The sequence below is a fragment of the Streptomyces sp. NPDC091281 genome (assembly GCF_044757425.1).
Taxonomy (GTDB): domain Bacteria; phylum Actinomycetota; class Actinomycetes; order Streptomycetales; family Streptomycetaceae; genus Streptomyces.
On record NZ_JBIVUY010000009.1, the window covers coordinates 134,169 to 159,987 of the forward strand.

The window sequence follows — 25,819 nt, forward strand, 5'->3', positions numbered from 1 at the left end:
GCCCGCTCCCTCAGGGGTGGCGCGGTCCTGCCCGGCGCTCACGCGCCGGTGCTCTTCCGGGCGGCCGCGCCGGGACGGCGCGCGGGGCGTGCGGTGGTGCGGGGCGGCGTCATGGCCTGGAATCTCCGTGGGGTCGGCGAACGGGCCCGCAGGACGGAAGGGCCCGGAGCGCCGGGCCACACACCGGCCGACGCTACTTAGGTAAGCCTAACCATATAGGCGGCGCGGCGCGGTCGCCACCATCGCCCCACTCCGTCCCCACCCGCCCGGATTCCGGCCCCCGCCCCGCGGCCCGCCCGCCGTTGACTCCCCCCGGTCGCCGGGAGTTCACTGGTGCGCGTGCACGACCGTTCCCGGCCCACCGTCGCCGCGAGTTACGCGCGCGCCGTGGCCCAGCGCGCCGCCGACCGATCGTCAGCCCGCTCCTCCGGAAGCCTGTTGACCGCGGACCGCCACGACGGTGCCCCCGTCCCGCCCCACCACCGGCTGGACCTCTCGGACGTGCAGAGCCTCTGGGCGGAGGTCCTGGACCACGCGGACGACGCCCGGACCGGGCTCTCCGTGGGCCTCGGCATCCGGCCGAGCGCCTTCCACGTCCTCGGCCACCTGCTGCTCGACTGCGCGACCCTCGCCGACGCCGCCGCCCTCGCGGTCGAGTACCACGCACTGGTCAGCGAGGCCGGAGAGGTGACCTTCCGGCGCGGGCCCGCCCTGTCCCGGCTGGTGTACCGCCCGGTCGAGGCGGCCCGGCCCATGGTCCCCCCGCAGGTCGAGGCGGTCCTGGCGGGCGTCGTCACCGCGGGCGGCTGGGTCGCGGGCCCCGGCTGGGTGCCCGAGGCCGTGCACTTCACCCACCCGTGCGCCGGTACGGTCGCCGACTACGAACGGGCGCTGGGCTGCGCCGTCGTGTTCGGCGCGGACGTCGACGAGGTCGTGGTCCGCACCGCAGACCTCGACCTGACGCGCTCGGTCGGCGACGGCCTCCTCGCCTCGCTGCACCGCGAGCACGCCGACCGGCTGCTCGCCGAACTCGCCGTCTCCGGCTCGGTCCGCCTGTCCGTGAGCCGCTGGCTCGGCCGCGGCGACCTGCGCGAGGTCCGCGCCGCCGACGCCGCCGCGGCCCGGCACGTCAGCGAACGCACCCTGCGCCGCGTCCTCGGCGAAGAGGGCACCAGCTGGCGGGAGTTGCTGGACACCGCCCGCCACGAACGGGCCGCGCTCCTGCTCCGGACGACGGACATGACCCTGACCGGCGTCGCCCGCCGCACCGGCCTGGGCAGCCCCGCCGCCCTGGTCCGCGCCTTCACCCGCTGGGAGGGCCTCACCCCCGGCGCCTACCGCGAGGGCTGGCGCAGGCCCACGGCGCGCGGCGGACCGGGGGAGCGGGCGGACGGGCGGCGGGTCTCCTGACCTGGTGCGGACGTCCTCGCGCTGCCCGCCCGGAGAACCGCGCCGTACCGTTCGAACCATGCGAGCGTGACGGCCGGCATGCCGCACCGCCCTGCCCGGCAGAGCCGGTTCGTCAGGCGCGGTCGAGGAGCAGGGCCAGCTCGGCGAGGACGTCGTCCAGGGGCTCCGTGCTGTGCTGGGCGCGGCACAGGACGACCGCTCCCTCGACCGCCGCGACGGTCATCGTGGCCAGCCGTCCCGCCCGGCCCTCGTCGTAGCCGCTGCGGACGAGGAGGTCGGCGAAAGCCGACTGCCAGCGCGTGAAGATCTCCTGGATCGCGTGGTCCGCCTCCGGCAGGTTGGCGCGGTTGTCGACGACGGCGGCGACGATCGCGCACCCCGCGCCGAACTCGCTCGACGCCAGCCGGTGCCGCCACAGCGAGGCCACCCGCTCCAGCGCCTCCCGCGGTGCGGCGGTGCGGCACACCGCCTCGATCGCCCCGGACATCTCGTCCCCGGCCTGGCGGATCGCCGCCAGCAGCAGGGCGTTCCGGCCGCCGGGGAAGTGGTGGTAGACCGAGCCGCGCGGCGCCCCGCTGTGCTGGAGCACCGCGTCCACGGTCACCGCTCCCGCGCCGTGCTGCTGGAGCAGTGCGACGGTGCTGTCCAGCATGCGCTGCTTGCTGGAGCGCCCGTTCTCCGTCCTGGCCGATGGCATCGCCGTCTGTCTCCCTCCGGTCGGCGCCCGCGCGGCGCCGGTCCGGACGGGGCGGCGTGGACCGGTGGTGGCCCGCTCCGGCCTGTTCCGGACCGTCGAATCCTCTATGTCAGATTCTATAGCCGGTCGGGCCGGCCACTTACGGACCGCCAGGACGCCGAACGGGAAACGGGAAAACCCCCGGAGGTCACCAGCCGCCGTCGAAGAAGGCCAGCAGGGCGGGGGCCGGGTCGGTCGCGGTGGTGGTGTTGGCGGCGACCACCACGGAGACGGCCAGTGCCGTCACCGCCGTGAGGGCGACGGACACCGTCAGCAGGCGGCGGGTCCGCAGGTCGGCCGGGTGGGCCGCCGTCAGTCCGCGGCGGGCGACCAGCAACCGGACGGTGAGGGCGACGAGGGCGAGGGCGACGACCGCGGCGATCACGGCCATCGCCACGTGGTACCGGGAGAAGTCGTCGACCATCACGGTCAGCGCGGGCGGCCGCGCCGCACCGCTCTCGCTCGCCGATCCGGCCAGCCCGCGCCGGACCTCGCCGACCGTGCCGGACAGTTCGCGGTCGCGGGCGCCCGGTGGCAGCAGGGGGAGGAGGGACGAGAAGGGGGCCACCGCGCCCTGGATGTTCGCCATCACCGTCAGCAGCGAGAGCAGGCCGAGGCCCGTCACCAGCGTTCCGCCTGACGCGAGGGCCACCCGCCGTCCCGCACGCGAGCCCCTGACGGTGGCTCCGGCCGTCTTCCCGGCGCCGTCCGCGTCCGCGGCCCCCGCGCGCAGGAACGCCCGCCACAGGTGTGTGCCGAGCGCGGCGAACACGGCCAGCAGCAGCGCCGCGAGCACGGCCTTCACCACGTGGTAGCGGAACCAGTAGTCCACCACCCGCTCCAGCTCCGGGGAGAACCCCGGGCCGCCCGACCGCCAGTAGCCGACGAACACCTCCCGGACCGCGGCGACGAGACCGTCCCGCTCGGCCAAGGAGCCGTCCGTGCCGATCGACGCCAGCGGACCCGGCGCGAGGACGAAGGCGGCGAGGAGCACTACGGCGAGACCACCGAGGACGGCGGGCACGCGGGCCGGGGGACCGGCGGACCGGGACGGGGAGACGAGACGGTGCACGATGTTCCTGTTCCTTCTGCTCGGACGGGGCGGGGCCACGCGTCCGCGCCCGGCGGACGCCGCACCCCCGTCCGCCGATCCTCACCCGCCGCGCACCCGCCGGTCACTGGGGTGCGCCGCCGCTCGGGGGTGGGGACAACCCCACCTCCGCACCGGACCGTCCGCCGGTCCTGGCGGCCGGTCGGGACAGGAGGATCGCCGTGCCGACCACGGCGTAGGTGACGGGAACGAGCAGGGGCAGCAGGCCGATCGGGTCGGCCCCGTGGACGTGCCCGGCGGCGGGTCCGGGTCCGTGTCCGGGGCCGCTCATCGCCTGGTGCCGGAACGTCGGGTCCGTCAGGAAGGCGTACGTCAGGGCACTGACCGCCCAGGCCGCGCCGACACTCGCCAGAGTCGCCGTAGGTGACACTCCGGGAGGCGCCGGGTCCGGTGCCGTACGCCCCGTACGCCGTCGGCGGCGGGTCAGCAGCAGGAACGTCAGCGCTCCGGGCGCCGCGCCCCACGCCAGGAGCACCCATCCGGCCAGGAGCGCGGTCGGCGCCGCTCCGTGCGCCGCGGCGAGCAACGGCCCGTGCCACAGGGCGAGATTGACGAGCGCCGCCGCCGTCGACAGACCGATCGCGGTCCCGGCGCCCGCCGCGTACCCCGCCCCGCCGTTCACGGAAAGACCCCGAGCCGCGTCATCAGGGCAGCCCCGGTGCGGGAGTTGAGGTGGAAGGCGCCGAACACCCCGCCGAGCACGGCCCCCGCGTAGCCCTTGACGAGGAACAGTTCGGGCAGGTCCCGCGAACCCCAGTAGTTGAGGCCGACGTTGTGGTCCAGGCTCCAGCACAGGGTCTGGCAGACGCTGTAGAGCAGGGCGCCGCACACCGCGGTCGTCACGTACGCGGACCGCGTGCCCGGGGTCAGGCGCGCGGTGGCGAGGAATGTCAGCGCGCCGACCGCGGCGCCCATCCCGACGCCGCACAGGCCCAGCGTCCACACCAGCCGCCACAGCAGCGGACCGTGGTCGGGGAAGAGCACCAGACCGAGGACGAGGAACGACGCCTCGCCGACGAACCCGACCAGGACGAAGGTCTTGATGGTGTTCACGGCCCGGGTCTCCCCGTCCCAGGCCGCCGGGTCCGCGGCCCGCGCGGACGCCGGGACGGAGCCGTCCGGCGAGCGGGCGTGGTCGGGCGCGAGGGGTGTCCCCATGGTGCGGCTCCTTGGTCGGGCGGACGGCGGCCTCGTCCCGGACGGACGGCCCGTGGCCCAGATTTCTACTACAGCAAGCCCCTCACCTCAACCGTTCATCTACAAGACTCATTCACACCGGGGCCCTGTACCCCGCGCCCCGTGCCGCGGTCACGTCGTGGCGTGGGACATCGCGGCGGCGGCCGCCGTCAGCAGCGGCGCCAGCTCCCGCACCCGGCTCGTGGGCAGCCGGTCGGTGACGGCGGAGAGGGTCACCGCGAGATACGGCTCACCGGACGCCGTCGGCACCGGCGCCGCCATGCCGGACACCCCGGGCATCACGCTGTCCCGGTCGAAGCAGTAGCCGTACTCACGGACCTGGACCAGCTGCCGGCCCACGGCCGTGCGCAGGGTGTCCAGGTCCGGGCCCGGCACCCGCATCGTGCGCCGCAGGGCGTGGTTGGCGCGCAGCCGCGCGTCCACCGCCTCCGGCCCGTGCCCGGCCAGCAGCGCGATCCCCGCGTAGGTCGCCCCGAGCGGCACGGTCTCGCCGACCTCCACGAGGTCCGCGCGGACCGGGTACGCGCCGTCGGCACGGATCAGGTAATGCACCCCGTCCAGCCGCCGGACGGCGACGTACACCGTGTCGCCGGTACGCCGGGCCAGGTCCCGCGCGATCTCCCGTACGGAGTCCGGGTCGCGCACCGGGGACGGCGCGCCGAGGCCGAGGACGTAGAGCGCCGGGCCCAGGCCGTAGCGCCGGGAGGGCCGCTGCTCGACGAAGCCCGCCTCGGTCAGCTCGCTCAGGATGCGGTGGACGGTGGGCCGGGCGATGCCGGTCTCCCGGGCGAGGTCCAGCAGCCGCCTCCCCTCACCCCCCTCCCGGGCCAGCGCCGTCAGCACCGCCGTCACCTTCCCGGTCGCCTGCCGGGACCGCGACTCCTCCATGGGGACACCTCCGTCCGAGTCCGCCTGGCGGACTTCCGCGCGACCACTCGCCTCGCGCCACCGGCGTTTCCGGCGCCCGCCGTTGACACCGGGGCGGGGACGACGTGTCATCACCGGGGCGACGGCGGGACGGCGCCCCCGGGAACGGGGAGCACCGCCCGCGCACGGTATCCCGGCAGAACTCCGCCCCACGGACTGCGGCCGGGCGCCACCTGTCCGGGTGCCCTGCCGTCCGGGTCGCCACCCGCCCGAGAACCCGTCTTCGCCACCTGCTCCCGTCCGCCCGCCCGAAGGAGAACCATGGCCCCGTGCACGCTCCGGCGACCGGGCGTCGACCCCGCGCCCCACGCCCGGACCGGCTCCCGGTGACCGCCCCCGACGGCCGCCCGCCCGGCACGCGTACAGGCACCGGCAGCGCCGCAGCCACCTGCACCGCCCCCGTGCCACTGGCGTACACCGACACCGGCCCACCCCCCGGCCGCCCGCACGCGCCGACCGTCGTCCTCGGGCACGGCCTGCTCTTCGGCGGCTGGATGTTCCGGCCCCAGACCGAGGCCCTGCGCGCCGACTACCGCTGCGTCAGCCCGGACTGGCGCGGGCAGGGCGACAGCCCGGCCACGCCCGGCGGCTACGACATGGACACCCTCACCGCGGACACCCTGGCCCTCATCACCGCCCTGGACACCGGCCCGGTCCACTTCGTGGGCCTCTCGATGGGCGGCTTCGTCGGCCTGCGACTGGCCGCCCGCCACCCCGAGCGGGTGCGGTCGCTGACCCTGCTCGCGACCACCGCCGACGGCCTGCCCGCCCACCGCGCCCGCCTGTTCCGGCAGTTCGCCGCGGTCTCCCGCCTCGTCGGCCCCGCACCGGTACGGCGGCAGGCCGCCGCCCTCGCCTTCGGCAGCTCCTTCCGGGCCTCCGGGCGGAGCGGGCCGGTGCTCGCGGAATGGCACCGGCACCTGCGGCGCGGCGACCGCGTCGGCATCGCCCGCGCCGCACGGGCCGTCGCCGACCATCCGTCCGTCGCCGCCGAACTGCCCCGGATCACCGCGCCCGCCCTCGTCCTCGTCGGCGCCGAGGACGTGTCCACCCCGGTCGACGACAGCCGCCGCCTGGCCGCCCGCCTCCCCGACGCCCGCCTCACCGTCCTCGACGGCGCCGGACACACCCCCACCCTCGAACAGCCCGCCGCCGTCACCGGCCACCTCCGCGCCTTCCTCACCAAGATCGACCACCGCCCGGCGGACGACCCCCACGACCCCCGCCACCCCGACCCCCGCCACCCCGACCGCCCTCACCGCTGATCACGCCTGGGAGACACCCCCGCCCCCGCTATACGCTCGACGTCATGCGACGGACGTCCTTCGAGAGCTGGCCCTGCTCCATCGCCCGCACCACCGACCTGCTGGGCGACTGGTGGACCCCGCTCGTCCTGCGCGAGGCGTTCTACGGCACCCGGCGGTTCGAGGACTTCCAGGGCGAGCTGGGCATCGCGCGCGGCACGCTCACCGACCGGCTGCGCCGCCTGGTCGAACTCGGCCTGCTCACCAGGGAGCCGTACCAGAGCGAGCCGCTGCGCCACGAGTACGTACTCACCGAGAAGGGCCGCGACTTCTTCGGCGTGCTCATGGCGATGGTGGCCTGGGGGGACCGCTGGCTCGCGGACGAGGCGGGGCCCCCGGTGACCTTCCGTCACACCTCGTGCGGACACGACGTCCACGCCGAGGTCGTCTGCGGGGAGTGCCGCGAGCCCCTGCGCCCGGACGCCATACGGCCCGGCTTCGGCCCCGGTTTCCCCGCGGACCGGGCGACCCACCCGCGCGCCCGCGCCCGCTTCGGCACCCCTGCTCCGGCTACACCCCCCGCACCCGCCGAGACGCCGGCCGAGGCACCCGGCACGACCCAGTAGGGAGAGGCCTACGCCCCCTTCAGCTGCGTGACCTCAGCCGCGTGACCTCAGCCGCGTGACTTCAGCTCTGCGAGCAGCCCGAGGTTCGGTTCCAGGACGCCGTCCTGGCCGAGGGACCGGAAGTCCGCCTCCACCTCGGCGAGGTCGAGGACGCCCGCGCGGACCGCCTGGTAGCGGACGACCGACCAGACGAAGACGTCCAGGCTGTCGTAGCGCGTGCTCTCCTCCACGACCTCCTCCTCGTGGGACCAGAGCGCGACCCGGCCGTCGGTCAGCACCACGTGGTAGTTCCCCGAGCCGTCGCAGCCGACGGCCCACACGTCGTCGGGGTCCAGCTCGGTCTCGTAGTCGGAGTCCAGGACCTGGCAGTCGTTCTCCGCGAAGTCGAAGGCGTACGACCAGTCGTACATGTCGAGGAACTGCGCCAGCGCGCCCGAGCGGGCCCTGCGGTCGAGGGCGGCCAGGGCGGTCGCGGCGGCGGGCGGCAGCCTGGCGAGGAACGGCTCGACCGGGCGCGTGTCGGCGGGCAGGTCCACGCGCGGCGCGTCCGGGAACCAGCGGGCGAGGTCGGCGTCGAGCCCGCGGTCCACGTATCCGGCGAGATCAGGTGCGCTGAGTGACATGCGGTGAGATTAGCGGACCGGAACCGCCAGTCTCGAACGCCTGTCCGGTGAGTGCGGCACCTGCCGCCGCCTCACCCCACTGGGGACTTTCCCCGTTCCCCGCCGGGCGCGGTGTCCGCCAGTCTGGAAGGGACCGCCAGGACCGACAGGATCGGGGGCTGAAGCGAGCCGTGACGGAAACTGACGTAGACCGACGGAGCCCTCGGTGAGTGACCGGACCCTCGACCCGAGAACCGACCGCACCCGCGAGGCCCGCATCGCCACGATCGTGAACCTCCTGGCCGGGGCCGGGCACCAGGAGTTCCAGGTGCGCAGGCTCCCCGCCCTGCTGGGCGTCTCCGGCGCGACGGTCCGGCGGGACCTCGCGGCGATGGAGCGGCAGGGCATGGTCCGGCGCTCCTACGGCCGGGTCGCCGCCGCCCACCAGGGCGCGGAACTGCCGGTCGGTCTGCGGCGTACCCAGCACACCGAGGCCAAGCGCCGGATCGGCGCCCTCGCCGCGAGCCTGCTCCCGGCCCGCCCCCTCACGATCGCCCTCGGCGGCGGCAGCACCGTCGGGTTCGTCGCCGGGAGCCTCGTCCACCGCGCCGACCTCACGGTCGTCACCAACACCATCGGCACGGCGACGGCCCTGCTGGCCCGGCAGGCGGTCAAGGTCGTGATGACCGGGGGAGTGGCCCGGCCGCTCTCCGACGAACTCGTCGGCCCGGCCGCCGCGCGGACCCTGCGCTCCCACCGCTTCGACGTCGCCGTGCTCGGCGTGGACGGGGTGTGTCCCGTGCACGGGCTCACCCGGCACACCGCGTGCGGCGCCGAGATCGACCGCGTGATGCTGGAACGGGCGCGGCGCAGGATCGTCGTCGCGGACAGCTCGAAGCTCGGCCGGGTGCGGTCGGCGCGGATCGCCGACGCGGGGAGCGTCGACACGGTGGTCACCGACGCGCACGCGGACCGCGACCTCGTGGCCGCGCTCCGCCGGAGCGGCGTCACCACCCTGCTGGTCCCGTCCCGCCTCCCGTGACCGCCCGCCGTCGGCGTGGCGGTCACTTCCAGCCGCCCCGGCCCGCCGCCCCCTCCGCATCCCCACAAGATGCGCGGAACCCCCAACTCCCCCTCCTGGCTGCGGAAACCGCGGATTCCGCCCACAACGGACGGACCGATTCCGCTCCCGGCGGGTGCGGTGAGCGGCGATTGTCGGACATCGCGCGACGGCGTGAACCGGACACCCGCCGTCCGCCCCGGCCGACCGGCCGCCGACGTTCTCCGTGCTCATCCGACCGGGGTTGATTTGTCCAGACCGATGAGAGCGCTCCCGAAATGTCGTACGACGTTGTACGGAGCGGCCGGTTGGCGATCACGGCCGGGGAACCGGGCTTGCGGCGGGGTGGATCAGGTCTCTAGCCTCAGCGTCCAAGCGGGCAGGGGAGCGCTCCCATGGAGTGCTGTCGCCGCGGCGACCATCCGTGTCCCACCGACGGATGATTCCGCCCCCTGGGTCCGACGGCCCGCACCGGTCACGGAGGTCAGTCACATGCACAGCCGAGTGAGACCCCGTGTCCACCACGTCGCAGCGGTCGTACCACCGTTGCGGTAGCGCGTCGTCGGGCACTTCCCGGCCGACTGGCCCCGGCCGGAGGACCGCCGGTACCGCGTCCGCGCGGCCCGGCGGACAGCGCCCCCCTCGGAAGCGGCGGGGCGCCCCACCGCCGGTCGCGGACACACTCCCCCCACGTCCGCGACCGGCGGCCGTTCCTCACCCCCCCACATCACCCCCCCACATCGAGGAATGCCCATGCGCCTCCCCACCCGAGTCCTCCGCACCCGACTCCTCGCCTCCACGGTCGCCGCCCTCGCGGTGTCCGTCACCGTCACCGCGGTCCCCTCGGCCGCCGCCCCCTCGGCCGCCGCCCCCGCGCCCGCCGTCGCCGCCGCGGCGGGCGCGCAGAAGGTCTCCGTCCCGTCGTACTTCTATCCCGGCGCCACGTGGGACCGGCTGATCCAGTCCGGCGGCACGGTCGGCCTGACCGTCGCCAACCCGAACAACGGCCCGCACACCGACGCCCCGTCGCGCGACGCCTACCTCGCCACCCTGCGCAAGGCGGACGCGGCGGGCGTCCGGGTCATCGGCTACGTCCCCACCGGCTACCTCGGCACGACCGGCATGACGACCCGCACCGGCTCCACCGACCCCACCGCGTGGATGACCCAGATCAAGGCCGACATCGACACCTGGTACAGCCTCTACGGCGGCGCGGGTCTCGACGGCGTCTTCCTCGACGAGGGCCTTGCCCAGTGCGGCACGAACAACGTGAACGCCGACCGCTACCGGCAGCTCCGCGACCACATCGAGGCCAAGGGCGACGAGATCGTCGTCGCCAACCCCGGCACCGGCACCCAGGAGTGCTTCAAGGACACGGCCGACACCCTCGTCACCTTCGAGGGCACCGCCGACACCTACCAGGGACACCGCCCGCAGGCCTGGGAGGCGGGCGTGCCCGCCGACCGGATCTGGCACCTCGTCCACGCCACCCCGCAGAGCCGCCTGGCCGAGACGGTCCGCCTGTCCAAGGAGCGCAACGCGGGCCACGTCTACGTCACCGACGACGTCCTCGACAACCCCTGGGACCAGCTGCCCCCGGCCGGGTACTGGCAGTCCCTGCTCGACCAGGCGGGCCGCTCCGCCTGAACGCCCCGACCGAGCCGCCTCCCGGCCGAGCCGCTCCCCGGCCGGGCCGGCCCCGCCCCGGCCGGGGAGCCCCGACCGGGCCCGGGGCGGACACGGCCCAGGAGCCCCGCTCACGCCCGCCGTGCCGCCTGGATCAGGTCCCGCAGCTCGCGGCGGCCCCGGATGCCGTTCTTGGCGTACACCTTGCCGAGGTGGTACTCGACCGTCTTCACGCTGAGATACAGGCGCGCGGCGATCTCGCGGTTGGTCCAGCCCCGCGCGACCAGCTCCGCGATGTCCCGCTCCCGGTCCGTCAGCAGCGCGCCGTCCCCGGCCACCGCGTCCGTGCCGCCCCCGGTGCGCGCGGCGTCCCCGGTGCCCCGGCCCCCGCCGTCCGTCCCAGCGGACGGCGGGGTGTCCGGCCCGCTGAGCAGGGCCCGGCACCGCAGCCGCAGCGGCTCCGCGCCGAGCCGCGCGTACACCGCCTCGGCGTCGGCCAGATGGCGGCGGCCCTCCGCCGCGTCCGCACCGCCGGGCCCGGCGGCCCCGGAGTGCAGCAGGAGGGTGCCCAGGTCCTCGCGCAGGAAGGTCCGGTGCAGGAGCGGCTCGCCGCCGTCGGGCGGTACGGCGAGACCCGCGCGGTAGGCGCGCGCGGCGGCCTCCGGGTCGCCCTCCGCGACCGCGACCGCGCCCTCGACCCACCGCACGGCCACCGGCAGCAGCGCCCCGCGCGGCTCGGCCGCGCCCAGGTCGCGCAGCACCTCCCGGGCGCGCGCGGTGTCCCCGGTGCGGGCGTACGCCACGCCGAGCGGCGGCAGGTTCCGCAGCGCGTACAGCCGGGAACGGCTCGCGTTCACCGAGTCGCGTACGGCGGGACCCGCGAGCGCCGCCACCGCCTCGTGGTCGCCCGCCGCGAACGCGACCATCGCCCGCGCGGCGGCGAGGTGGAAGCCGGGGCCGGCGAAGTCGGAGGCGTCGCCGTACGACCGGGCCTCGGCGAGCGCGGCCGCCGCCTCGTCGGGGCGTCCGCCGAAGGCCCGCAGAACGGCGATGAAGCAGTGCAGGGAGAAGAAGTCGGCGGCCCGTCCGGTGGTGTGCGCGATGTCCAGGGCGACGGAGAGGTTGCCGCGCGCCTCCTGCCACGCGCCGAGCGCGAACAGACACCAGATGCTGTGGGTGAGCGCGGCGACGCTGCTGACCCGCGACATGCCGACGTCCCGCCGCCGGGCCGCCGCCGACAGGTCGCACACCGCGCCCGCGACGTCCCCGGCGAGCCCCCGGAACACCCCCCGGTACATGAGTGCGTCGGTGTGGGTGGCCGGGACCAGCTCGGGCGGCCCCGGCAGCCGGTCCAGGTAGCCGAGGCCCGCCGCGGGGCCGCCGACGAGGGCGTGGCCGTAGGCGAGTCCGGCCTGCGCCATGCCCCGTACCGTGTCGTCCCGTGTGTGCCGCAGCGCGTATCCGGCGGCGGCCAGGGACTGCGGGCCGTGCCCCAACGAGTTCTCCGCGACGGCGAGTTCGGCGGCGGCGCGGGCCGCGAGGGCGAGGTCGCCGCGGGCGGCGAACCCGTCCCGCGCACGTTCCAGCCGTGACCGGGCCCGGCTGTCCGTGCCCCGGGCCAGCCCCAGCAGGCCCAGCCCCTCTTCCCGCAACGGCCCCTCGGGCGACCGGGCCACCGCCTCCTCGTGCCGCAGCGCGGTCCGCGCCTGACCCCCCGTCACCTGGAGCCGTACGGCCGCCACCAGCGCTTCCTGGCGCCGGTCTGCCTCCGGGTCGACCTGTGACGCGGCGAGCAGGTACTCGGCGGCGGGCGCCGCGTGCCCCTCGTCCGTCTCCCGCGCCGCCTCCGCGCGCAACTGCCCCGCCAGGACGGGGTCGTAGGCCTCCGCCGCCGCGACCCGGTGCCGCCAGCCCGCGGGCGGGTCCAGGAAGGCGGCGACCCGCAGGTGCATCCGGTCGCGTTCCGCGCGGGGGAGCGCCGCGTAGAGGGCGTCCCGCTGACCGGCGTGCACCAGTGCCAGCGCGGGCACGGCGGACGGCACCCACACCGCGGCGCGCTGCTCGACAAGGGCCTCCGCGTCGGCGCCCACCGTGTCCGAGTCCAGCAGCTGGCCGAGGAGGGGGAGGGTGGCCGGGGCGTCGAGGACGGCGAGCGCGGTGAGGATCGCCCGGCCCGCCGGGGGGAACGACCGTGACCAGGCCCCGACGGCCTCGCTCAGGGTCGACGGCACAGCGGTCGCGGCCGGGTCCTGCGGCAGCCGCCCGCCGAACGCGCCGAGCGCGGCCTCCAGGAACAGCGGATTGCCGTGGCTCCACACGGCGAGGTCCCGCAACCGGCCCTCCGCGTGCGGGCGGGCGGTGCGGCTCTCCACGAAGTCCCGCGTCTCGTCCAGGGTGAACCCGCCGAGGTCGACGCGGTCCGGCTCCGGCACCAGCTCGCTGAGGCCCGTCTCCCGCAGGGTCCGGGCGGGGTCCTGCGCGCACAGCACCGTCAGGACCCGCTCCGCGCCCTGCCGCAGCAGGGCGAAACCGACGGCCTGAAGCGACTCGCGGTCGACCCGGTGGGCGTCGTCCACCCAGAACAGCACCGGCCCGCGCGCCAGCAGCGAGTCGAGCAGACCGATGACCGCCGCGCCCATGCCGAGCACGGACGGCGGCGGACGGTAGCCGCCGGGTACGGACGCTCCCGGACGGTCGCCGTCGCGCGGGGTCGGCCGCGGGTGCGTGGCCCTGTCCAGCAGGCCGGTGACGGTGTGGAAGGGCAGGTCCGGCTTGGGCGGCACATCACCGGCCCGCACCACGGTGAACTCCCCCTCGACCTCACGGCTGAACTGCCCGACGAGCGTCGTCTTCCCCATCCCCGCCGGACCCGAGACCACCACGACCCGGGGCACACCCGCGGCCGCGGTCCGCGCGGCGTGCCGGAGGACGTCCAGGGCGTCGGCGCGACCGATGAACCGGAAGCCGCGGATCGCGTTCATACGCACCCCTCGATGCGGTCAACGAAATATCCTCTCTGATTTATTTTCACCGCTTTCCCGAGCATCGGCCGGGCGGTGGCCGGGTCTCCACGGAGGGGCCGCCGAAGGGCTGGGCGTCGGCAGTCGCCCCGAGTCGCGGACCGGTCGCGCTCCGGAGTGGGCGTTTACGGGGTTTTTGTAGGGATTTTCCCTTAAGGGGAAGGAGGCGCCCCGTGGCAGGGTCGGAACCGGCAGTTCCCGACAGGGCGGAACGGGGCGATCCCCCGCCGCCCGCGGCAGGAGAGGCCGGTGAGCGAACCGTGCAGCACGACTCGGCGCCCATGCCGACACCCCAGCCGGTCCCCGACCGGACCGTCGATCTGGCCGACGGCCTCCAGGCCGTCCGCCGCGGCCGCCGGGCCCTGGCCCGCTTCCTCGGGCACCGCGGGCTGCTGACCGGCCCCGACGGCCGGTACACCGAGCAGGCCGACCACGCGCTGCTGGTGGTGTCCGAGCTGGTCACCAACGCCTGCCGCCACACACCGGGCCCCCGCCACCTCGGCATGGCGCTGCGGGGCCGCGTCCTGCTGCTCGACGTCGGCGACCGCAGCCGGGTCCCGCCCCGACTGGTCCCGCCGGAGGGGCGCGGACCGGCGGGCGGCTACGGCTTCCGCCTCATCACGGAGCTGGTCGACGCGTGGGCGGTCGTGCCCCGCCACTACGCCAAGTCGGTCCGCGTCACGATGATCATGACGGCGCCCCGCTGACCCGGCCGCCGTCCACGGCGGCGCCCGCCGCACTGTCCACCGGGGCCACCGCGGCGAGCCACTCCACGAGCAGCCGGTTGACCTCGGTCGGGCGCTCCTGCTGGAGCCAGTGCCCGCACCCGTCGAGGACGTGGGACGCGACCAGACCCGGGAGCGTGACCGGATACGCGGCGATCGCGTCGGCCAGCCAGGCCGTCGAGGCGTCCAGCGCGCCGCCGACGAACAGGGACGGCTGCGTCACCGGCGCCCCGTCGAGAGCGGCGAGGTCCTCCCAGTCGCGGTCCATGTTCCGGTAGCGGTTGAGCGCCCCCGTCAGCCCGGTCCGCTCGAACTCGCCCGCGTAGAAGTCGAGTGCGTCCGCGCCGAGCCAGGCGGGCGACGGCCCGGACGGGAACCGCTCGCGCAGCGTCCCGCCGCCCCGGCGGACGAAGTGCGGATCGGGCGCGCCCGGCGCGGGCATCGTGTCGGCGGACAGCGCCGCGTAGAAACCGGCGAGCCACCCCCGTACGTCGGGCTCGATCTCCGCCTCCGCGCGGCCGGGCTCCTGGAAGTAGGCGACGTAGAACTCCTCGTCGCCCCCCATCCCGGCGAAGACCTCCAGCGGGCGCGGCCCGCCGCGCGGGGTGTACGGCACGCTCAGCAGCCCCACGGCGCGGAACACGCCGGGCTCCAGCAGCGCCGAGTTCGCCGCGATCCCCGCACCCCAGTCGTGGCCGACGACCACCGCCGACTCCTCACCCAGCGCGCGCACCACCGCCACGTTGTCCGCGACCAACTCCGTCATCCGGTACGCCTCCACCGCGTCCGGCCGGGCGGACCGGCCGTACCCGCGCACGTCGAGCGCGACCGCGCGGTACCCCGCCGCCGCGAGCGCGGGCATCTGGTGCCGCCAGGAGTACCAGGACTCCGGAAAGCCGTGCACCAGCAGTACCAGCGGCCCGCTGCCCTGCTCCACGAGATGGATGCGCCCGCCCGGCCCGGCGACCGTCCGATGCCGCATCCCCGTCGCCCACTCCGCCGTCTGCTCCGCCGTCCGCTCCGCCATGTCTCTCCTCCAGGTCCAGGTCCGGTCCGGGTCCGGCGTCCGGTCCAGGTTCAGGTCCGGGTCCGGTTGCTCCTGCCATCGATCATCGGGACCACCCGCCTCCCGGGCCGAGCGCTGTTGCCGATACGGCAAATCCGTCCCGGGAACGCCGTGTCGTCCCCCGGGGGGCCTCTCGTCCCGGGCGCCGCCCCCGTATGTTCGGCATGCGGGGACCGTCCGGGGGTACGCCGGTCGGCGAGATCCATTCCGGAGGACGGGGCAGGCATGCTGCTGAAAGCTTTTCGCTGGTCGTTCGGGGCGACGGCCGTCGGCCTGGTCCTGGCGGTGCTCTACGACGGCTGGGCCGCCCTCGGGGTCGTCGCGATCCTGGCCGTCCTGGAGATCTCGCTGTCCTTCGACAACGCCGTGGTCAACGCCGGGGTCCTGAAGAAGATGAACGCCTTCTGGCAGCGCATCTTCCTCACCGTCGGCATCCTGATCGCCGTCTTCGGCATGCGGCTGGTCTTCCCCGTCGTCATCGTCGCGATCAGCGCCCGCCTGAACCCGGTGTCGGCCGTGGACCTGGCCCTGACCGACAAGGACCGCTACCAGCAGCTCGTCACGGACGCGCACCCCGCGATCGCGGCCTTCGGTGGCATGTTCCTGCTGATGATCTTCCTGGACTTCGTCTTCGAGGACCGGGACATCAAGTGGCTGGGCTGGCTGGAGCGCCCGCTGGCCAAGCTGGGCAAGGTCGACATGCTGTCCGTGTGCATCGCCCTGATCGTCCTGCTGATCACCGCGATGACCTTCGCCACCCACGCCCACCTGCACGCCGGTTCCGCCGACAAGGCCGAGACCGTCCTGCTCTCCGGCATCGGCGGCCTCATCACGTACATGATCGTCGGCGGACTCTCCGGCTTCTTCGAGAACCGGCTGGAGGAGGACGAGGAGCGGGAGGAGGAGGCCGAGGAGGCGGCCAGGCGCACCGGCGGGCAGCGGTCGGTGGCGCTGCTGGCGGGCAAAGCGGCGTTCTTCATGTTCCTGTACCTGGAGGTCCTGGACGCCTCGTTCTCCTTCGACGGGGTCATCGGCGCGTTCGCCATCACCAACGACATCGTGCTGATGGCGCTGGGCCTGGGCATCGGCGCGATGTACGTCCGGTCGCTGACGGTGTACCTGGTCCGCCAGGGCACGCTGGACGACTACGTCTACCTGGAGCACGGCGCGCACTACGCCATCGGCGCCCTCGCCGTGATCCTCCTCGTCACCATCCAGTACGAGATCAACGAGGTCGTCACGGGCCTGGTCGGCGTCGTCCTGATCGGCTGGTCCTTCTGGTCCTCCGTCCGCCGCAACCGCGCCCTCGCCGCCACCGGGTCCGAGGACGACCGGAGCCACGCCACATCCAGCTGAGTTCACGCTTTCCTGAATTCAGGATGCGATGTACTGTCGGGGGGTGCTCACCGACCTCGCCGTCGCCTCCGACATCGACGTGCTCGCCCGCTTCGGGCGCGCGCTCGCCGACCCGATCCGCTGCCGCGTCCTGCTCGCCCTGCGCGCGGCACCGGCGTACCCGGCCGACCTCGCCGACATCCTCGGCGTCTCCCGGACCCGTCTCTCCAACCACCTGGCCTGCCTGCGCGACTGCGGTCTCGTCGTCACGGTCCCCGACGGGCGCCGCACCCGGTACGAACTGGCCGACGCCCGCCTCGGCCACGCCCTGGACCACCTCGTCGCCGCCGTGATCGCCGTCGGGTCCGGGCCCGGGACCCCACCGGGAACGGCCCCCGGACCGGACGGCTCCTGCCCGGACACCGCCGAGAAGGGCTGCTGCTGAGTGACCTCCCCAGCCACCGTCCCCTCCCCGGCCCGCCGCGACACGCTCGCCCGGCGCATACGGCTCCTGGTCGCCGCCACCATCGCCTACAACGTCGTCGAGGCCGTCGTCGCCATCACCGCCGGCACGGCCGCCTCCTCCACCGCCCTGCTCGGCTTCGGCCTCGACTCCGTCATCGAGGTGTCCTCCGCGGCGGCCGTCGCCTGGCAGTTCTCCGCCCGCGACCACGCCGTCCGCGACGCCCGCGAACGCACCGCGCTGCGCGTCATCGCCGTCTCCTTCCTCGCCCTCGCCGCCTACGTCACCGTCGACGCCCTGCGCGCCCTGACCGGCGCCGGGGAGGCCGACCGTTCCGTCACCGGGATCGCCCTCGCCGCCCTCTCCCTGGCGGTCATGCCGTTCCTGTCCGCCGCCCAGCGCCGCGCGGGCCGCGAACTCGGCTCCGCCTCCGCGGTCGCCGACTCCCGGCAGACCCTGCTCTGCACCTACCTCTCCGCCGTCCTCCTCCTCGGCCTCCTCCTCAACGCCACCCTGGGCTGGTCCTGGGCCGACCCCGTCGCCGCCCTGGCCATCGCGGGCATCGCCCTCAAGGAGAGCCGCGACGCCTGGCAGGGCAAGGGCTGCTGCGCCCCCACCGCCCACGCCGGGGCCGTCGCCGTCCCGGCACCGGCCTGCCAGGACGGCTGCGGCTGCGCGCACTGAGCGCGACCCGGCGGCCCCTGCCTCACCCCGTAAGCCCCTCGCCCCCGCCGAACAGCTCCCCGAGCAGCCCCCTGCCCTCGGCGGGCGCGCGCACCTCCAGGTGCAGGCGCGGACCGTCGAGGCGCAGCCGGAAGTCGAAGAAGGGGCAGCACCGCTGCTCGGCCGCCGCCAGCTCCGCCACCCGCCCGACCCGCTCCACGGGCAGCGTCAGCCGCACCCCCGCGTCGATCCCGGCCCGCGCCGCACCGGCGACCAGCTCGTGCCACGCGGCGGCCCGCTCCCGCACCCCGTCGCCCGTCAGCGAGCACGCCACCGGAGCCGTACGCCACGCCTCGTCGGGCAGGGGCACCGGAGCGGTCGCGGGGACGGCCGCCGGATCGGCCGCCGCAGTCGGCGGTGCGGTGACCCCGCACGCGGGGCCGCACGCGTCGTCCCGCTCCGGCAGGGCGTCCAGCCGGGCGAGCGCCGTCCGCAACGCGTCGGTGAACGCGGCCAGTGCGGCGGCCCGCCGCTCGGCGTCGGCCAGCCGCGCGGCGAGCCGCGGCCGCAGATCGGCCCGGACCTCCCGGCAGACCCCGCCGTCCCACACCGCGAGCAGCTCCCGGATCTCCGCCAGCGTCAGCCCCAGCCGCTTGGCCGCCCCGATGAACGCCAGCCGCCCGAGCACGTCCTCCCCGTACGCCCGGTACCCGGACGCGGTCCGCCCCGGCGCCAGCAGCCCGGCCCCCTCGTAGAACCGCAACGTCCCGGCCGTCATCCCCGACCGCTCGGCCACCTGCGCTATCCGGTACGTCGTCACCCTCCCGACGGTAGACCTTCCACCCGACTCGAAGGTCAAGCACCGCCCACCCCGACGGGCCGGTCACGACGCCCACCCGCCACCCCCCGGCAGGGCAGGGCACCCTGTGGTGAACCGGCGGGAAGGGCGCTCGGTACGCTGCCCGGTGGGCGGGACACGATCCGCCCGCCGACCTCCCGTCCGACCCGGCCCCGCGCGGTCGGCCTCCCGAAGGCAGCGCCCGCCCCCATGCGTCCCACCCGCCCGCCCTCCGGCGCCTCACCGGCGTCCGGTGTGCTGCGCGGCGTCCGGGCCGGGGTGCTGGCGGTGCTGTGTGTGCTGCTGCCGCTGGCCGGGCACGTACTGGCGCGCGGCCACGCGCCCCGGTGGGCGGTCCTGGCCGCACTGGCCGCCGTGGCACTGCCCGGCGCGGTGGCGCTGACCCGGCGGCGGCTGACGGACACACAGCTCCTGGCCGTCCTGGCCGTGGCGCAACTCGCCTATCACGGCGCCTACTCGCTGCCCGGGGCCTGCGCGGCGATGGCCGAGCCGGGCGGTCCCGCCGGGCTGTCGCGGCTGGTCGACCACGACGCCGCCGCCGGTCCGCCGGAGAGCGTGCTGCTCGCCGGGCACCTCGTCACGCTGCTGCTGGTGGCCCGTCTGCTGGGCCTGACCGAGCGGCTGCTGTGGCGCAGCCGGTCGCTCCTGACGGCCGTACGGCGCCTGCTGGTGTTCCTCCGGCCGCTGCTCGGCCGCGGTCACGGCGACACCGGCCCCCGCCCGCCGGAGCCCGCGAGCGCCGTGCCGCCCCGGCAGGCGCCCGCCGTACGGCCGGACGCGGGACGGGCACCCCCGCGCGCCCTGCCCGCCCACCCGGCCCTCTCCTTCATCGGCCCGCGCTGACCGGCCCCCCTCACCCGTTCCGACGGGCCTCGCACGAGGGGTGACCGCCCGTCGGGCCGGTTCCCCCTTCCGTCCCGCCGCGACACCCCGCGCCGGGAGACAGCGAGTGCCCCTTCATGAACGCCTTCCCCCGGCGTGCCGCCCGCTCGGCGGCACGCGGACTCCTCCTGCCCGCCGCCGCGCTGACCCTGCCGGCCACCGCCCCGGCGGCCGCCGCCCACACCGGGCTCGACGCCCGCAGCCCGGCCTCCGGCGCCACGCTCGCCGGACCTCCGCCGAGCGTCACGCTCACCTTCACCGACGCCATGACCCAGCGGTACGCACGGGTCGCCGTCACCGGCCCCGACGGCACCTCGGCCGCCACCGGTGACCCGGCGGTCCGCGGCCGGACCGTCACCCTCCCCCTCGACCCCGCCGCATCCGCGGGCCGCTACACCGTCGGCTACCGGGTCGTCTCCGCCGACGGCCACCCGGTCGCGGGCTCGTACACGTTCACCGTCACAGCGGCCCCCGACCATCGGCCCACCCCGTCGGCCACCGCCCCGCACCCAGCTGCGCCCGCGACGCGACCCGCGGCACCGAGCCCCGGCGCGAGCACCGCCCCGAGCGCGGCGCCCCGGTCGGACCGGCCCACCACCCTCCTCGTCGCCGGGGCACTGCTCCTCGCCGTGGCGGCCGTCGCCGCCTTCGCGGCACGGCGGAAGCGGGCCGGTCATGGCGGCTGAGACCACGACCGGCCCCGTCCACGACCAACCGACGATCCCTCATGACCAGCCGACCCCCCATGACCAGCCGCCCGCGCGGAGTCGGACCGTCCGGCTTCCCCTCCTCCTCGCCGCCGCCGCGGGCCTCGCCGTCGTCGCCGCCCTGGTCGCCGTGCGGATCGGCGGCGGTGGCGCGGTCGGCGTCCCTGCTGTCCCCGGTGTCCCGGACGCGGGCGCGCTCACGGCCCGGGGCCTGCCGGTCGCCCGTACCGTCGCGGACGGCGCCGCCGTCGCCACCGTCGGCGCGCTGCTCCTGGCCGCCGTCCTGCTGCCGGGCGGACGTGTCCTCGGCCCCGCCCGGCAGCGCCACCTCACCTGGGCCGCCGTCACCGCGGCCGTGTGGGCGCTCGCCTCGGCGGCCACGCTCCTGCTGACCCTGTCGGACCTGTTCGCCCAGCCGGTCACGGAGATCGCCTCCCCGGCCGTGGCGGCCGACTTCGTCGCCACCGACGTCCGGGGCCGCGCGTACGCCCTCACCACGGCGGCGGCCGGTCTCGTCGCGACGCTGTGCGTCGGAAGCGGCACCACGCGCTGGGCGCGCCTCGCGCTGCTGCTCGCCCTCGCGGGGATGCTGCCGCCCGCGTTCACCGGGCACTCCGCCGCCGCGGGCGGCCACGACACCGCGGTCACCGCCCTCGCCCTCCACCTGACCGGCGTCGCCGTCTGGGTCGGCGGGCTGCTGTCCGTGCTGGTCGCCGTCGCCCGCCGGGAGGACGGCGCGGAGGTCGCCGTCCGCCGCTTCGGCCCGCTCGCCGCGGCGGCGTTCCTGGCGGTCGCGGCGAGCGGACTGGTCGGCGCGGCGGTCCGACTGCCGTCCGCCGCCGACCTGTTCACCAGCCGGTACGGCCTGCTCCTGCTCGCCAAGACGGCGGCCCTCGCCCTCCTCGGCGCGGCCGGGGCGTGGCACCGGAGGCGCACCCTGCCCGCCCTGCGGGCCGGTCGCCGCCACGCGTTCGTCCGGCTCGCGGCGGGCGAACTCCTGCTGATGGCCGCCGCCATGGGTCTCGCCGTCGGGCTCGCCCGCACCCCGGCACCGGGCGTCGCCGACGGCACGCGCTCACCCGCGGAGGAACTGCTCGGCTTCGCCATGCCGCCCCCGCTCGGCGACTTCCCGTGGACGCCGCTGTTCACCCGCTGGCACTTCGACCCGCTGTTCGCCTTCGGCACGGCCGCCGCCGCGCTCCTGTACCTGGCGGGCGTACGGAAGGTCCGGGCGCGCGGCGACACCTGGCCCGTGGGCCGCACGCTCTCCTGGCTGCTGGGCCTCGCCGTCACCGTGCTCGCCACGACGAGCGGCCTCGCCGTCTACGGCAGGGTCCTGTTCAGCGTCCACATGGGCCAGCACATGATCCTCGCGATGACGGTGCCCATCCTGCTCGTCCTCGGCGCCCCCGCCACGCTCGCCCTGCGCGCACTGCCCCCAGCGCCCCGCGGTGCGCCGGACGGCCCGCGTGAACTGCTCGTACGGCTCCTGCACAGCCGCTACGTCCGGTTCGTCTCCCATCCGGTCGTGGCGAGCGCCCTCTTCGTCGGCAGCGCCTTCGCCGTGTACCACACCTCGCTCTTCGAGACGCTGATGCGCAGCCACCTCGGACACCTGTTCATGCTGGCGCACTTCCTCGCCGTGGGACTGCTGTTCTTCTGGGTGATCATCGGCGTCGACCCGGGCCCGCGCCGCCCGCCGCACCTCGGCCGCCTGTTCGCGCTGATCCTGACGATGCCGTTCCACTCCTGGTTCAGCATCTCCCTGATGAGTTCCAGCGCCCTCATCGGCGAAGGCTGGTGGTCGCTCCTGGACCGGCCGTGGGTGGACGCCATGGACGACCAGTACGACGCCGGGGCCATCGCCTGGGCCACCGGCGACCTCCCCGTCCTCGCCACCACCCTCGTCCTCGCCGTCCAGTGGGTCCGCTCCGACCGGCGCGAGGCCCGCCGCGTCGACCGGCAGATCGACCGCGGCGACCACAACGACCCGCTCGCCGCGTACAACGCCTACCTGGCGAGCCTCCACGCCCGCGACCGCCGCCCGGCCGCTCCCCGTCCCCCCGACCACCCCGGAACAGGCGGCACCCACCCGTGACCCCGCAGCCCCGCGCGAACAAGCCCCACCCCGACCCGTACCACCCCGACCCGTACCACCCCGACCCGTCCCGCCCCGAGAGGCCGCCGATGAAGACGGCGCCGTCCAGGAGGAAACCGCCCATGAAGACGCCGCCCGTGAAGAGGCTCTACAAGCACCTGATCGTCGCCGCCGTACTGGCCGCCGGACTCGCCGCCGCCCTCGGCTCGTACCTGCTGCTCGCCCCCGACAACCGCGACGGCGGCGGCCTCGACGTTCGGCCCGCCGCCGAGGCCCTGCCCCTGCGCGACTCCAGCCACCGCCTCACCGACCCGGCGCGGAGCGAGCTGACGGTCGTGGAGTTCCTCGACTTCGAGTGCGAGGCGTGCGGAGCGGTGTACCCCGTCGTCGAGCGGCTGCGCGAGGAGTACGGCGACCGCGTCACCTTCGTCGCCCGCTACTTCCCCCTGCCCGGCCACCGCAACGCCGAGCCCGCCGCCCGCGCCGCCGAGGCAGCCGCCCGGCAGGGCCGCTTCGCCGACATGTACGGCAGGCTCTTCACCACCCAGCGCCAGTGGGGCGAGTCGCGGGAGCCGAAGGCGGACGTGTTCCGCGGCTACGCCGAGGACCTGGGCCTCGACCTCGACCGCTACGACGCCGACCTCGCCGCCCCCGAGGTCGCCGACCGCGTCCGCGACGACCAGCGCGACGGACTCGGACTCGGCGTCCAGGGCACCCCGACCTTCTTCGTCGACGGCGCCCGCATCCCCACCCCGGCCTCCTACGAGGAGTTCGCCGCACTGATCGAGGCCCGCCTCGCCGACGGAACCGGCGGAACCGGCGGAACGGGCTGAACCGGCGGACCCGTTCCGTCCCGGCGGTGATCAGGGGCGCGGACACCGTCTAGCATCACCGTGATGAACGGCCGAGGGCAGGACGGGCGGCGCGACGCGTGGGGGACCCCCCGGCTCGCGGCGCTCTGTCCTGTCCTCGCGGTCCTGATCGCCGCCCTGCTCCTCTGCCTCGGTCCCGCGGGCCACGCGGCGGCGGACCGGGACACCGCCACGACCGCCGCCGCACCGGCCGGGGCCACCGGCCCGCACCCGGCGTCCGAGGCGCCGTCGGCCGGCGGCCACCGCACCGACCACCACCCGGTGGCGGCGCACCCCGGGCCCTGCCCCTCCGACGGCGAGTGCTGCACCCGGTCCCCGCACGGCGCGCACGCCGTCCTCCCGGCGGCACCCCAGCCCGTCCCCGTCGTCCTGCCCCGCCTGCCCGTCCACGCCGCCGGGGCCGCGGCCCCGCACGCTCCCGGCCTGCCGTCGGCGCGCGGCGCCCCCGATCTCCACGTCCTCCAGATCCAGCGGATCTAGACCTCGTCCCCGGCCCGGTGGGGCCCTCCGGACGGACGCCCGCGCCCACGCGCGCACCGGCGTCCGTCCGTCACCCGTACCCACCGGAGCACCGGACCGCCCGCACCACCGGGCGGTCCGGACCGCCCGGCCCCCAGGACACCGCACGCACCGCCGGACGGCGGAGACGAGGACGACATCGGCATGAGCAAGACCAGCAAGAAGGCGGCCGCCGCCTCCCGCAAGGCCCGCATCGAGGAGATGCGGCGCGCGGAGAAGGCCCGCGACCGCAGGAACCGCATCCTCACCCTCACCCTCGGCACGGTCATCGTGGCCGGGCTCGTCGGCTGGGGCGCGTACGCGATCGACAACGCCAACGAGAAGGAGGAGCAGCAGGCCGCCGCGGCGAAGAAGCCGGTCCGCGGCGAGAAGAGCTGGGACGCGAAGAAGCTCGGCCGCAACCACGTCGCCGACAAGGTGACGTACCCGATGCAGCCGCCCGTCGGCGGCGACCACAGCCAGGCGTGGATGACGTGCGACGGCACCGTCTACACCCAGGCGATAGCGAACGAGAGCGCCGTCCACTCCCTCGAACACGGCGCCGTCTGGATCACCTACAACGACAAGGCCGCCGACGCCGACGTCAAGGCCCTCGCCGAGAAGGTCGACAGGACGCCGTACACGCTGATGAGCCCCAACACCACCCAGTCCGGGACGATCATGCTGTCGGCGTGGGGCCACCAGCTCACCGTGGAGAAGGCCTCCGACGCCCGCGTGCAGCAGTTCCTGACCAAGTACGTCCAGGGCGCGCAGACCCCCGAGCCCGGCGCCGCCTGCACGGGCGGCCTGACCGCCACCTGACCGGCCCGGCCGCGGACGGCGGCCGGGCCCCCGGACCGCTGGACGCCGTCACACGGCGTCCAGCGGACTCCGCACGGCGCTGTGCGCCGCCTCCCGCACGGCCGCGACGGTCGGTTCGTCGCGCCGCGCGGCCAGCCAGGCGACGGCCGAACTGCACGGGAAGAGGTCCGTCACGTCGACGTAGCGGATGCCGGGCCGCGGGAACAGGTCGCGCGCGGCGGCCGGGAGGAAACACATCGCCTCGCTGTCCGCCACGGCGTGCAGCAGGGACTCCATGTCGGTGACGACGGGCCCGTACCGCACCGGGCTGCCGTCGGGGCGCGGGTCCACGGCCCAGAAGTCCCACCACACCCGCGGCACCTGCGCGGGCATGTCCACCACGGTCCGCCCGGCGAGCTGAGCGAGCGTCACCGCGGTCGCGTCGGCGAGCGGGTCGGTGGCGGGCAGGCACGCCACCCGCGGCTCGGTGGCGAGGCGGCGCGTCTCGATCCCGGCCGGGACGGGCGGCCGCAGGAACATCACGTCGACCTCCTGCCGGACGAGCGCGGCGAGATGGTCGGCGAAGTTCAGGCTCACCACCCGCACGGTGATCCCGGGGTGCCGCTCCAGCAGCGCGCGCAGCACGGCCCGCGTGGTCGGCATGGCGGCCTCGGCGCCGATGGTGCCCACGACGAGTTCGCCGGACAGCTGCCGCGCCTGGGCGGCGGCGATCCGCCGCACCCGGGCGACCGCGTCGACGGCCGCGCGGGCCTCGGGGAGCAGGGCCTGCCCGGCGGAGGTGAGCGCGACCGTACGGCTGGTTCGCTCGAACAGGCGAATCCGCAGGCGCTGTTCGAGGTCCCGGATCTGCTGGCTCAGCGCGGACTGTGTGATGAACAGACGGGCGGCGGTCCGCCCGAAGTGCAGGTCCTCACTGAGCGCGACGAACAGGCGCAGTTGGTGGACGGACGGTTCCGTCTGCCGTTCCGGTCCGCTGCCGGTCATGGGGTCCTCCCGCTGTCCCGGCGCACGCGCACCCCGTCGACAGGGCGCCATGCATGGGGAATTCCTTATCGGAGGGATCGTATTCCGCATGCTCGGGCCTGCTGACAACGCGGGTGCCGCCGTGTGACTGTTCTGAGCGCCGCCCGGCCGCCGGACCGACCTCCCGGAACAGGGCGGGGCACCGCCGCGCCCGCGCGACGCGGAGACCAGACCGGAGCATCAGTCCGGGGACCAGACCGGGGGACCGAGCTTGACCGACCACAGCGCGCCGCCGCCCGACCACCGC

The 25,819-nt window shown here is 75.7% G+C and carries 25 protein-coding genes; 15 read left to right on the forward strand and 10 right to left on the reverse strand.

Translation table 11 applies throughout. The annotated features are described in order from the left end of the window. The first annotated feature begins 339 nt into the window (after nt 1–339). Complete coding sequence (locus ACIQPQ_RS23585; RefSeq protein ID WP_401306679.1) at nt 340–1,410, forward strand: AraC family transcriptional regulator ligand-binding domain-containing protein; 1,071 nt, start codon at nt 340–342, stop codon at nt 1,408–1,410. A 112-nt stretch (nt 1,411–1,522) separates the two neighbouring features. On the opposite strand, the gene ACIQPQ_RS23590 is transcribed toward ACIQPQ_RS23585, so the two are convergent. From ACIQPQ_RS23590 to ACIQPQ_RS23610, 5 genes are all read right to left on the reverse strand, one after another. After that, complete coding sequence (locus ACIQPQ_RS23590; protein WP_401306682.1) at nt 1,523–2,107, reverse strand: TetR/AcrR family transcriptional regulator; 585 nt, start codon at nt 2,105–2,107, stop codon at nt 1,523–1,525. Between the two features lie 187 nt (nt 2,108–2,294). After that, nucleotides 2,295–3,218 carry a hypothetical protein gene (locus tag ACIQPQ_RS23595; RefSeq protein ID WP_401306685.1) on the reverse strand — a complete coding sequence of 308 codons (924 nt, stop codon included), beginning with the start codon at nt 3,216–3,218 and terminating at the stop codon, nt 2,295–2,297. A 103-nt stretch (nt 3,219–3,321) separates the two neighbouring features. Next, complete coding sequence (locus ACIQPQ_RS23600; protein ID WP_401306687.1) at nt 3,322–3,879, reverse strand: hypothetical protein; 558 nt, start codon at nt 3,877–3,879, stop codon at nt 3,322–3,324. Further along, nucleotides 3,876–4,415 carry a hypothetical protein gene (locus ACIQPQ_RS23605; protein ID WP_401306690.1) on the reverse strand — a complete coding sequence of 180 codons (540 nt, stop codon included), beginning with the start codon at nt 4,413–4,415 and terminating at the stop codon, nt 3,876–3,878. Before ACIQPQ_RS23605 ends, ACIQPQ_RS23600 begins: the two co-directional genes overlap by 4 nt. 150 nt (nt 4,416–4,565) lie before the next feature. Then, a complete protein-coding gene (locus ACIQPQ_RS23610; protein WP_401306693.1) occupies nt 4,566–5,342 on the reverse strand; it encodes an IclR family transcriptional regulator in 777 nt (258 codons plus the stop codon). 365 nt (nt 5,343–5,707) lie between these two features. Between ACIQPQ_RS23610 and ACIQPQ_RS23615 the strand changes: the two genes are divergently transcribed. Then, the gene (locus ACIQPQ_RS23615; RefSeq protein ID WP_401306695.1) at nt 5,708–6,646 is read left to right on the forward strand and encodes an alpha/beta fold hydrolase; all 939 of its coding nucleotides are present in this window, start codon (nt 5,708–5,710) and stop codon (nt 6,644–6,646) included. A gap of 44 nt (nt 6,647–6,690) precedes the next feature. Then, on the forward strand, nt 6,691–7,251 hold the full coding sequence (locus ACIQPQ_RS23620) for a winged helix-turn-helix transcriptional regulator (RefSeq protein ID WP_401306697.1): 561 nt from the start codon (nt 6,691–6,693) through the stop codon (nt 7,249–7,251). 47 nt (nt 7,252–7,298) lie between these two features. Here ACIQPQ_RS23620 and ACIQPQ_RS23625 read toward each other — a convergent pair whose 3' ends face one another. Further along, entirely contained in the window at nt 7,299–7,874 is a 576-nt protein-coding gene (locus tag ACIQPQ_RS23625; RefSeq protein ID WP_401306700.1) for a hypothetical protein, read from the reverse strand. Nucleotides 7,875–8,079: 205 nt separating this feature from the next. Between ACIQPQ_RS23625 and ACIQPQ_RS23630 the strand changes: the two genes are divergently transcribed. Beyond that, entirely contained in the window at nt 8,080–8,895 is an 816-nt protein-coding gene (locus ACIQPQ_RS23630) for a DeoR/GlpR family DNA-binding transcription regulator (RefSeq protein ID WP_401306702.1), read from the forward strand. Nucleotides 8,896–9,666: 771 nt separating this feature from the next. Beyond that, nucleotides 9,667–10,560, forward strand: coding sequence for a spherulation-specific family 4 protein (locus ACIQPQ_RS23635; protein ID WP_401306705.1), 894 nt, complete (start codon nt 9,667–9,669; stop codon nt 10,558–10,560). Nucleotides 10,561–10,670: 110 nt separating this feature from the next. On the opposite strand, the gene ACIQPQ_RS23640 is transcribed toward ACIQPQ_RS23635, so the two are convergent. After that, the gene (locus ACIQPQ_RS23640; RefSeq protein ID WP_401306708.1) at nt 10,671–13,520 is read right to left on the reverse strand and encodes an AAA family ATPase; all 2,850 of its coding nucleotides are present in this window, start codon (nt 13,518–13,520) and stop codon (nt 10,671–10,673) included. 320 nt (nt 13,521–13,840) lie between these two features. On the opposite strand from ACIQPQ_RS23640, the gene ACIQPQ_RS23645 reads away from it, so the two are divergent. Next, on the forward strand, nt 13,841–14,266 hold the full coding sequence (locus ACIQPQ_RS23645) for an ATP-binding protein (protein ID WP_401306711.1): 426 nt from the start codon (nt 13,841–13,843) through the stop codon (nt 14,264–14,266). Here the strand turns inward: ACIQPQ_RS23645 and ACIQPQ_RS23650 are convergent. Next, nucleotides 14,247–15,311 (reverse strand): alpha/beta fold hydrolase, encoded by a 1,065-nt coding sequence (locus tag ACIQPQ_RS23650; RefSeq protein WP_401306714.1) that lies wholly within the window; start codon nt 15,309–15,311, stop codon nt 14,247–14,249. The genes ACIQPQ_RS23645 and ACIQPQ_RS23650 overlap by 20 nt on opposite strands. Nucleotides 15,312–15,575: 264 nt before the next feature. Here ACIQPQ_RS23650 and ACIQPQ_RS23655 point away from each other — a divergent pair, with 264 nt between their 5' ends. Genes ACIQPQ_RS23655 through ACIQPQ_RS23665 form a run of 3 tightly spaced genes read left to right on the forward strand, consistent with a single transcriptional unit; the run spans nt 15,576 to nt 17,832 of the window. Further along, on the forward strand, nt 15,576–16,706 hold the full coding sequence (locus tag ACIQPQ_RS23655) for a DUF475 domain-containing protein (RefSeq protein ID WP_401306716.1): 1,131 nt from the start codon (nt 15,576–15,578) through the stop codon (nt 16,704–16,706). Nucleotides 16,707–16,734: 28 nt separating this feature from the next. After that, a complete protein-coding gene (locus ACIQPQ_RS23660) occupies nt 16,735–17,130 on the forward strand; it encodes an ArsR/SmtB family transcription factor (RefSeq protein ID WP_401306719.1) in 396 nt (131 codons plus the stop codon). Beyond that, entirely contained in the window at nt 17,131–17,832 is a 702-nt protein-coding gene (locus ACIQPQ_RS23665; protein ID WP_401306722.1) for a cation transporter, read from the forward strand. A 22-nt stretch (nt 17,833–17,854) separates the two neighbouring features. Here ACIQPQ_RS23665 and ACIQPQ_RS23670 read toward each other — a convergent pair whose 3' ends face one another. Continuing rightward, nucleotides 17,855–18,631: a MerR family transcriptional regulator gene (locus tag ACIQPQ_RS23670; protein ID WP_401306725.1), complete on the reverse strand. Its 777-nt coding sequence runs from the start codon at nt 18,629–18,631 to the stop codon at nt 17,855–17,857. Between the two features lie 228 nt (nt 18,632–18,859). Here ACIQPQ_RS23670 and ACIQPQ_RS23675 point away from each other — a divergent pair, with 228 nt between their 5' ends. From ACIQPQ_RS23675 to ACIQPQ_RS23700, 6 genes are all read left to right on the forward strand, one after another. Continuing rightward, nucleotides 18,860–19,513 carry a hypothetical protein gene (locus ACIQPQ_RS23675; RefSeq protein ID WP_401306728.1) on the forward strand — a complete coding sequence of 218 codons (654 nt, stop codon included), beginning with the start codon at nt 18,860–18,862 and terminating at the stop codon, nt 19,511–19,513. A gap of 116 nt (nt 19,514–19,629) precedes the next feature. Further along, nucleotides 19,630–20,238 carry a copper resistance protein CopC gene (locus tag ACIQPQ_RS23680; RefSeq protein WP_401306730.1) on the forward strand — a complete coding sequence of 203 codons (609 nt, stop codon included), beginning with the start codon at nt 19,630–19,632 and terminating at the stop codon, nt 20,236–20,238. Next, nucleotides 20,228–22,357 (forward strand): cytochrome c oxidase assembly protein, encoded by a 2,130-nt coding sequence (locus tag ACIQPQ_RS23685; RefSeq protein ID WP_401306733.1) that lies wholly within the window; start codon nt 20,228–20,230, stop codon nt 22,355–22,357. Before ACIQPQ_RS23680 ends, ACIQPQ_RS23685 begins: the two co-directional genes overlap by 11 nt. Nucleotides 22,358–22,479: 122 nt before the next feature. After that, a complete protein-coding gene (locus ACIQPQ_RS23690) occupies nt 22,480–23,190 on the forward strand; it encodes a DsbA family protein (protein ID WP_401306736.1) in 711 nt (236 codons plus the stop codon). Nucleotides 23,191–23,253: 63 nt separating this feature from the next. Continuing rightward, nucleotides 23,254–23,709: a hypothetical protein gene (locus tag ACIQPQ_RS23695; protein WP_401306739.1), complete on the forward strand. Its 456-nt coding sequence runs from the start codon at nt 23,254–23,256 to the stop codon at nt 23,707–23,709. 183 nt (nt 23,710–23,892) lie between these two features. Beyond that, complete coding sequence (locus ACIQPQ_RS23700; protein WP_401306741.1) at nt 23,893–24,549, forward strand: DUF3105 domain-containing protein; 657 nt, start codon at nt 23,893–23,895, stop codon at nt 24,547–24,549. A 48-nt stretch (nt 24,550–24,597) separates the two neighbouring features. Here the strand turns inward: ACIQPQ_RS23700 and ACIQPQ_RS23705 are convergent, their stop codons facing one another. Continuing rightward, nucleotides 24,598–25,533 (reverse strand): LysR family transcriptional regulator, encoded by a 936-nt coding sequence (locus ACIQPQ_RS23705; RefSeq protein ID WP_401306743.1) that lies wholly within the window; start codon nt 25,531–25,533, stop codon nt 24,598–24,600. Between the last annotated feature and the right edge of the window lie 286 nt (nt 25,534–25,819).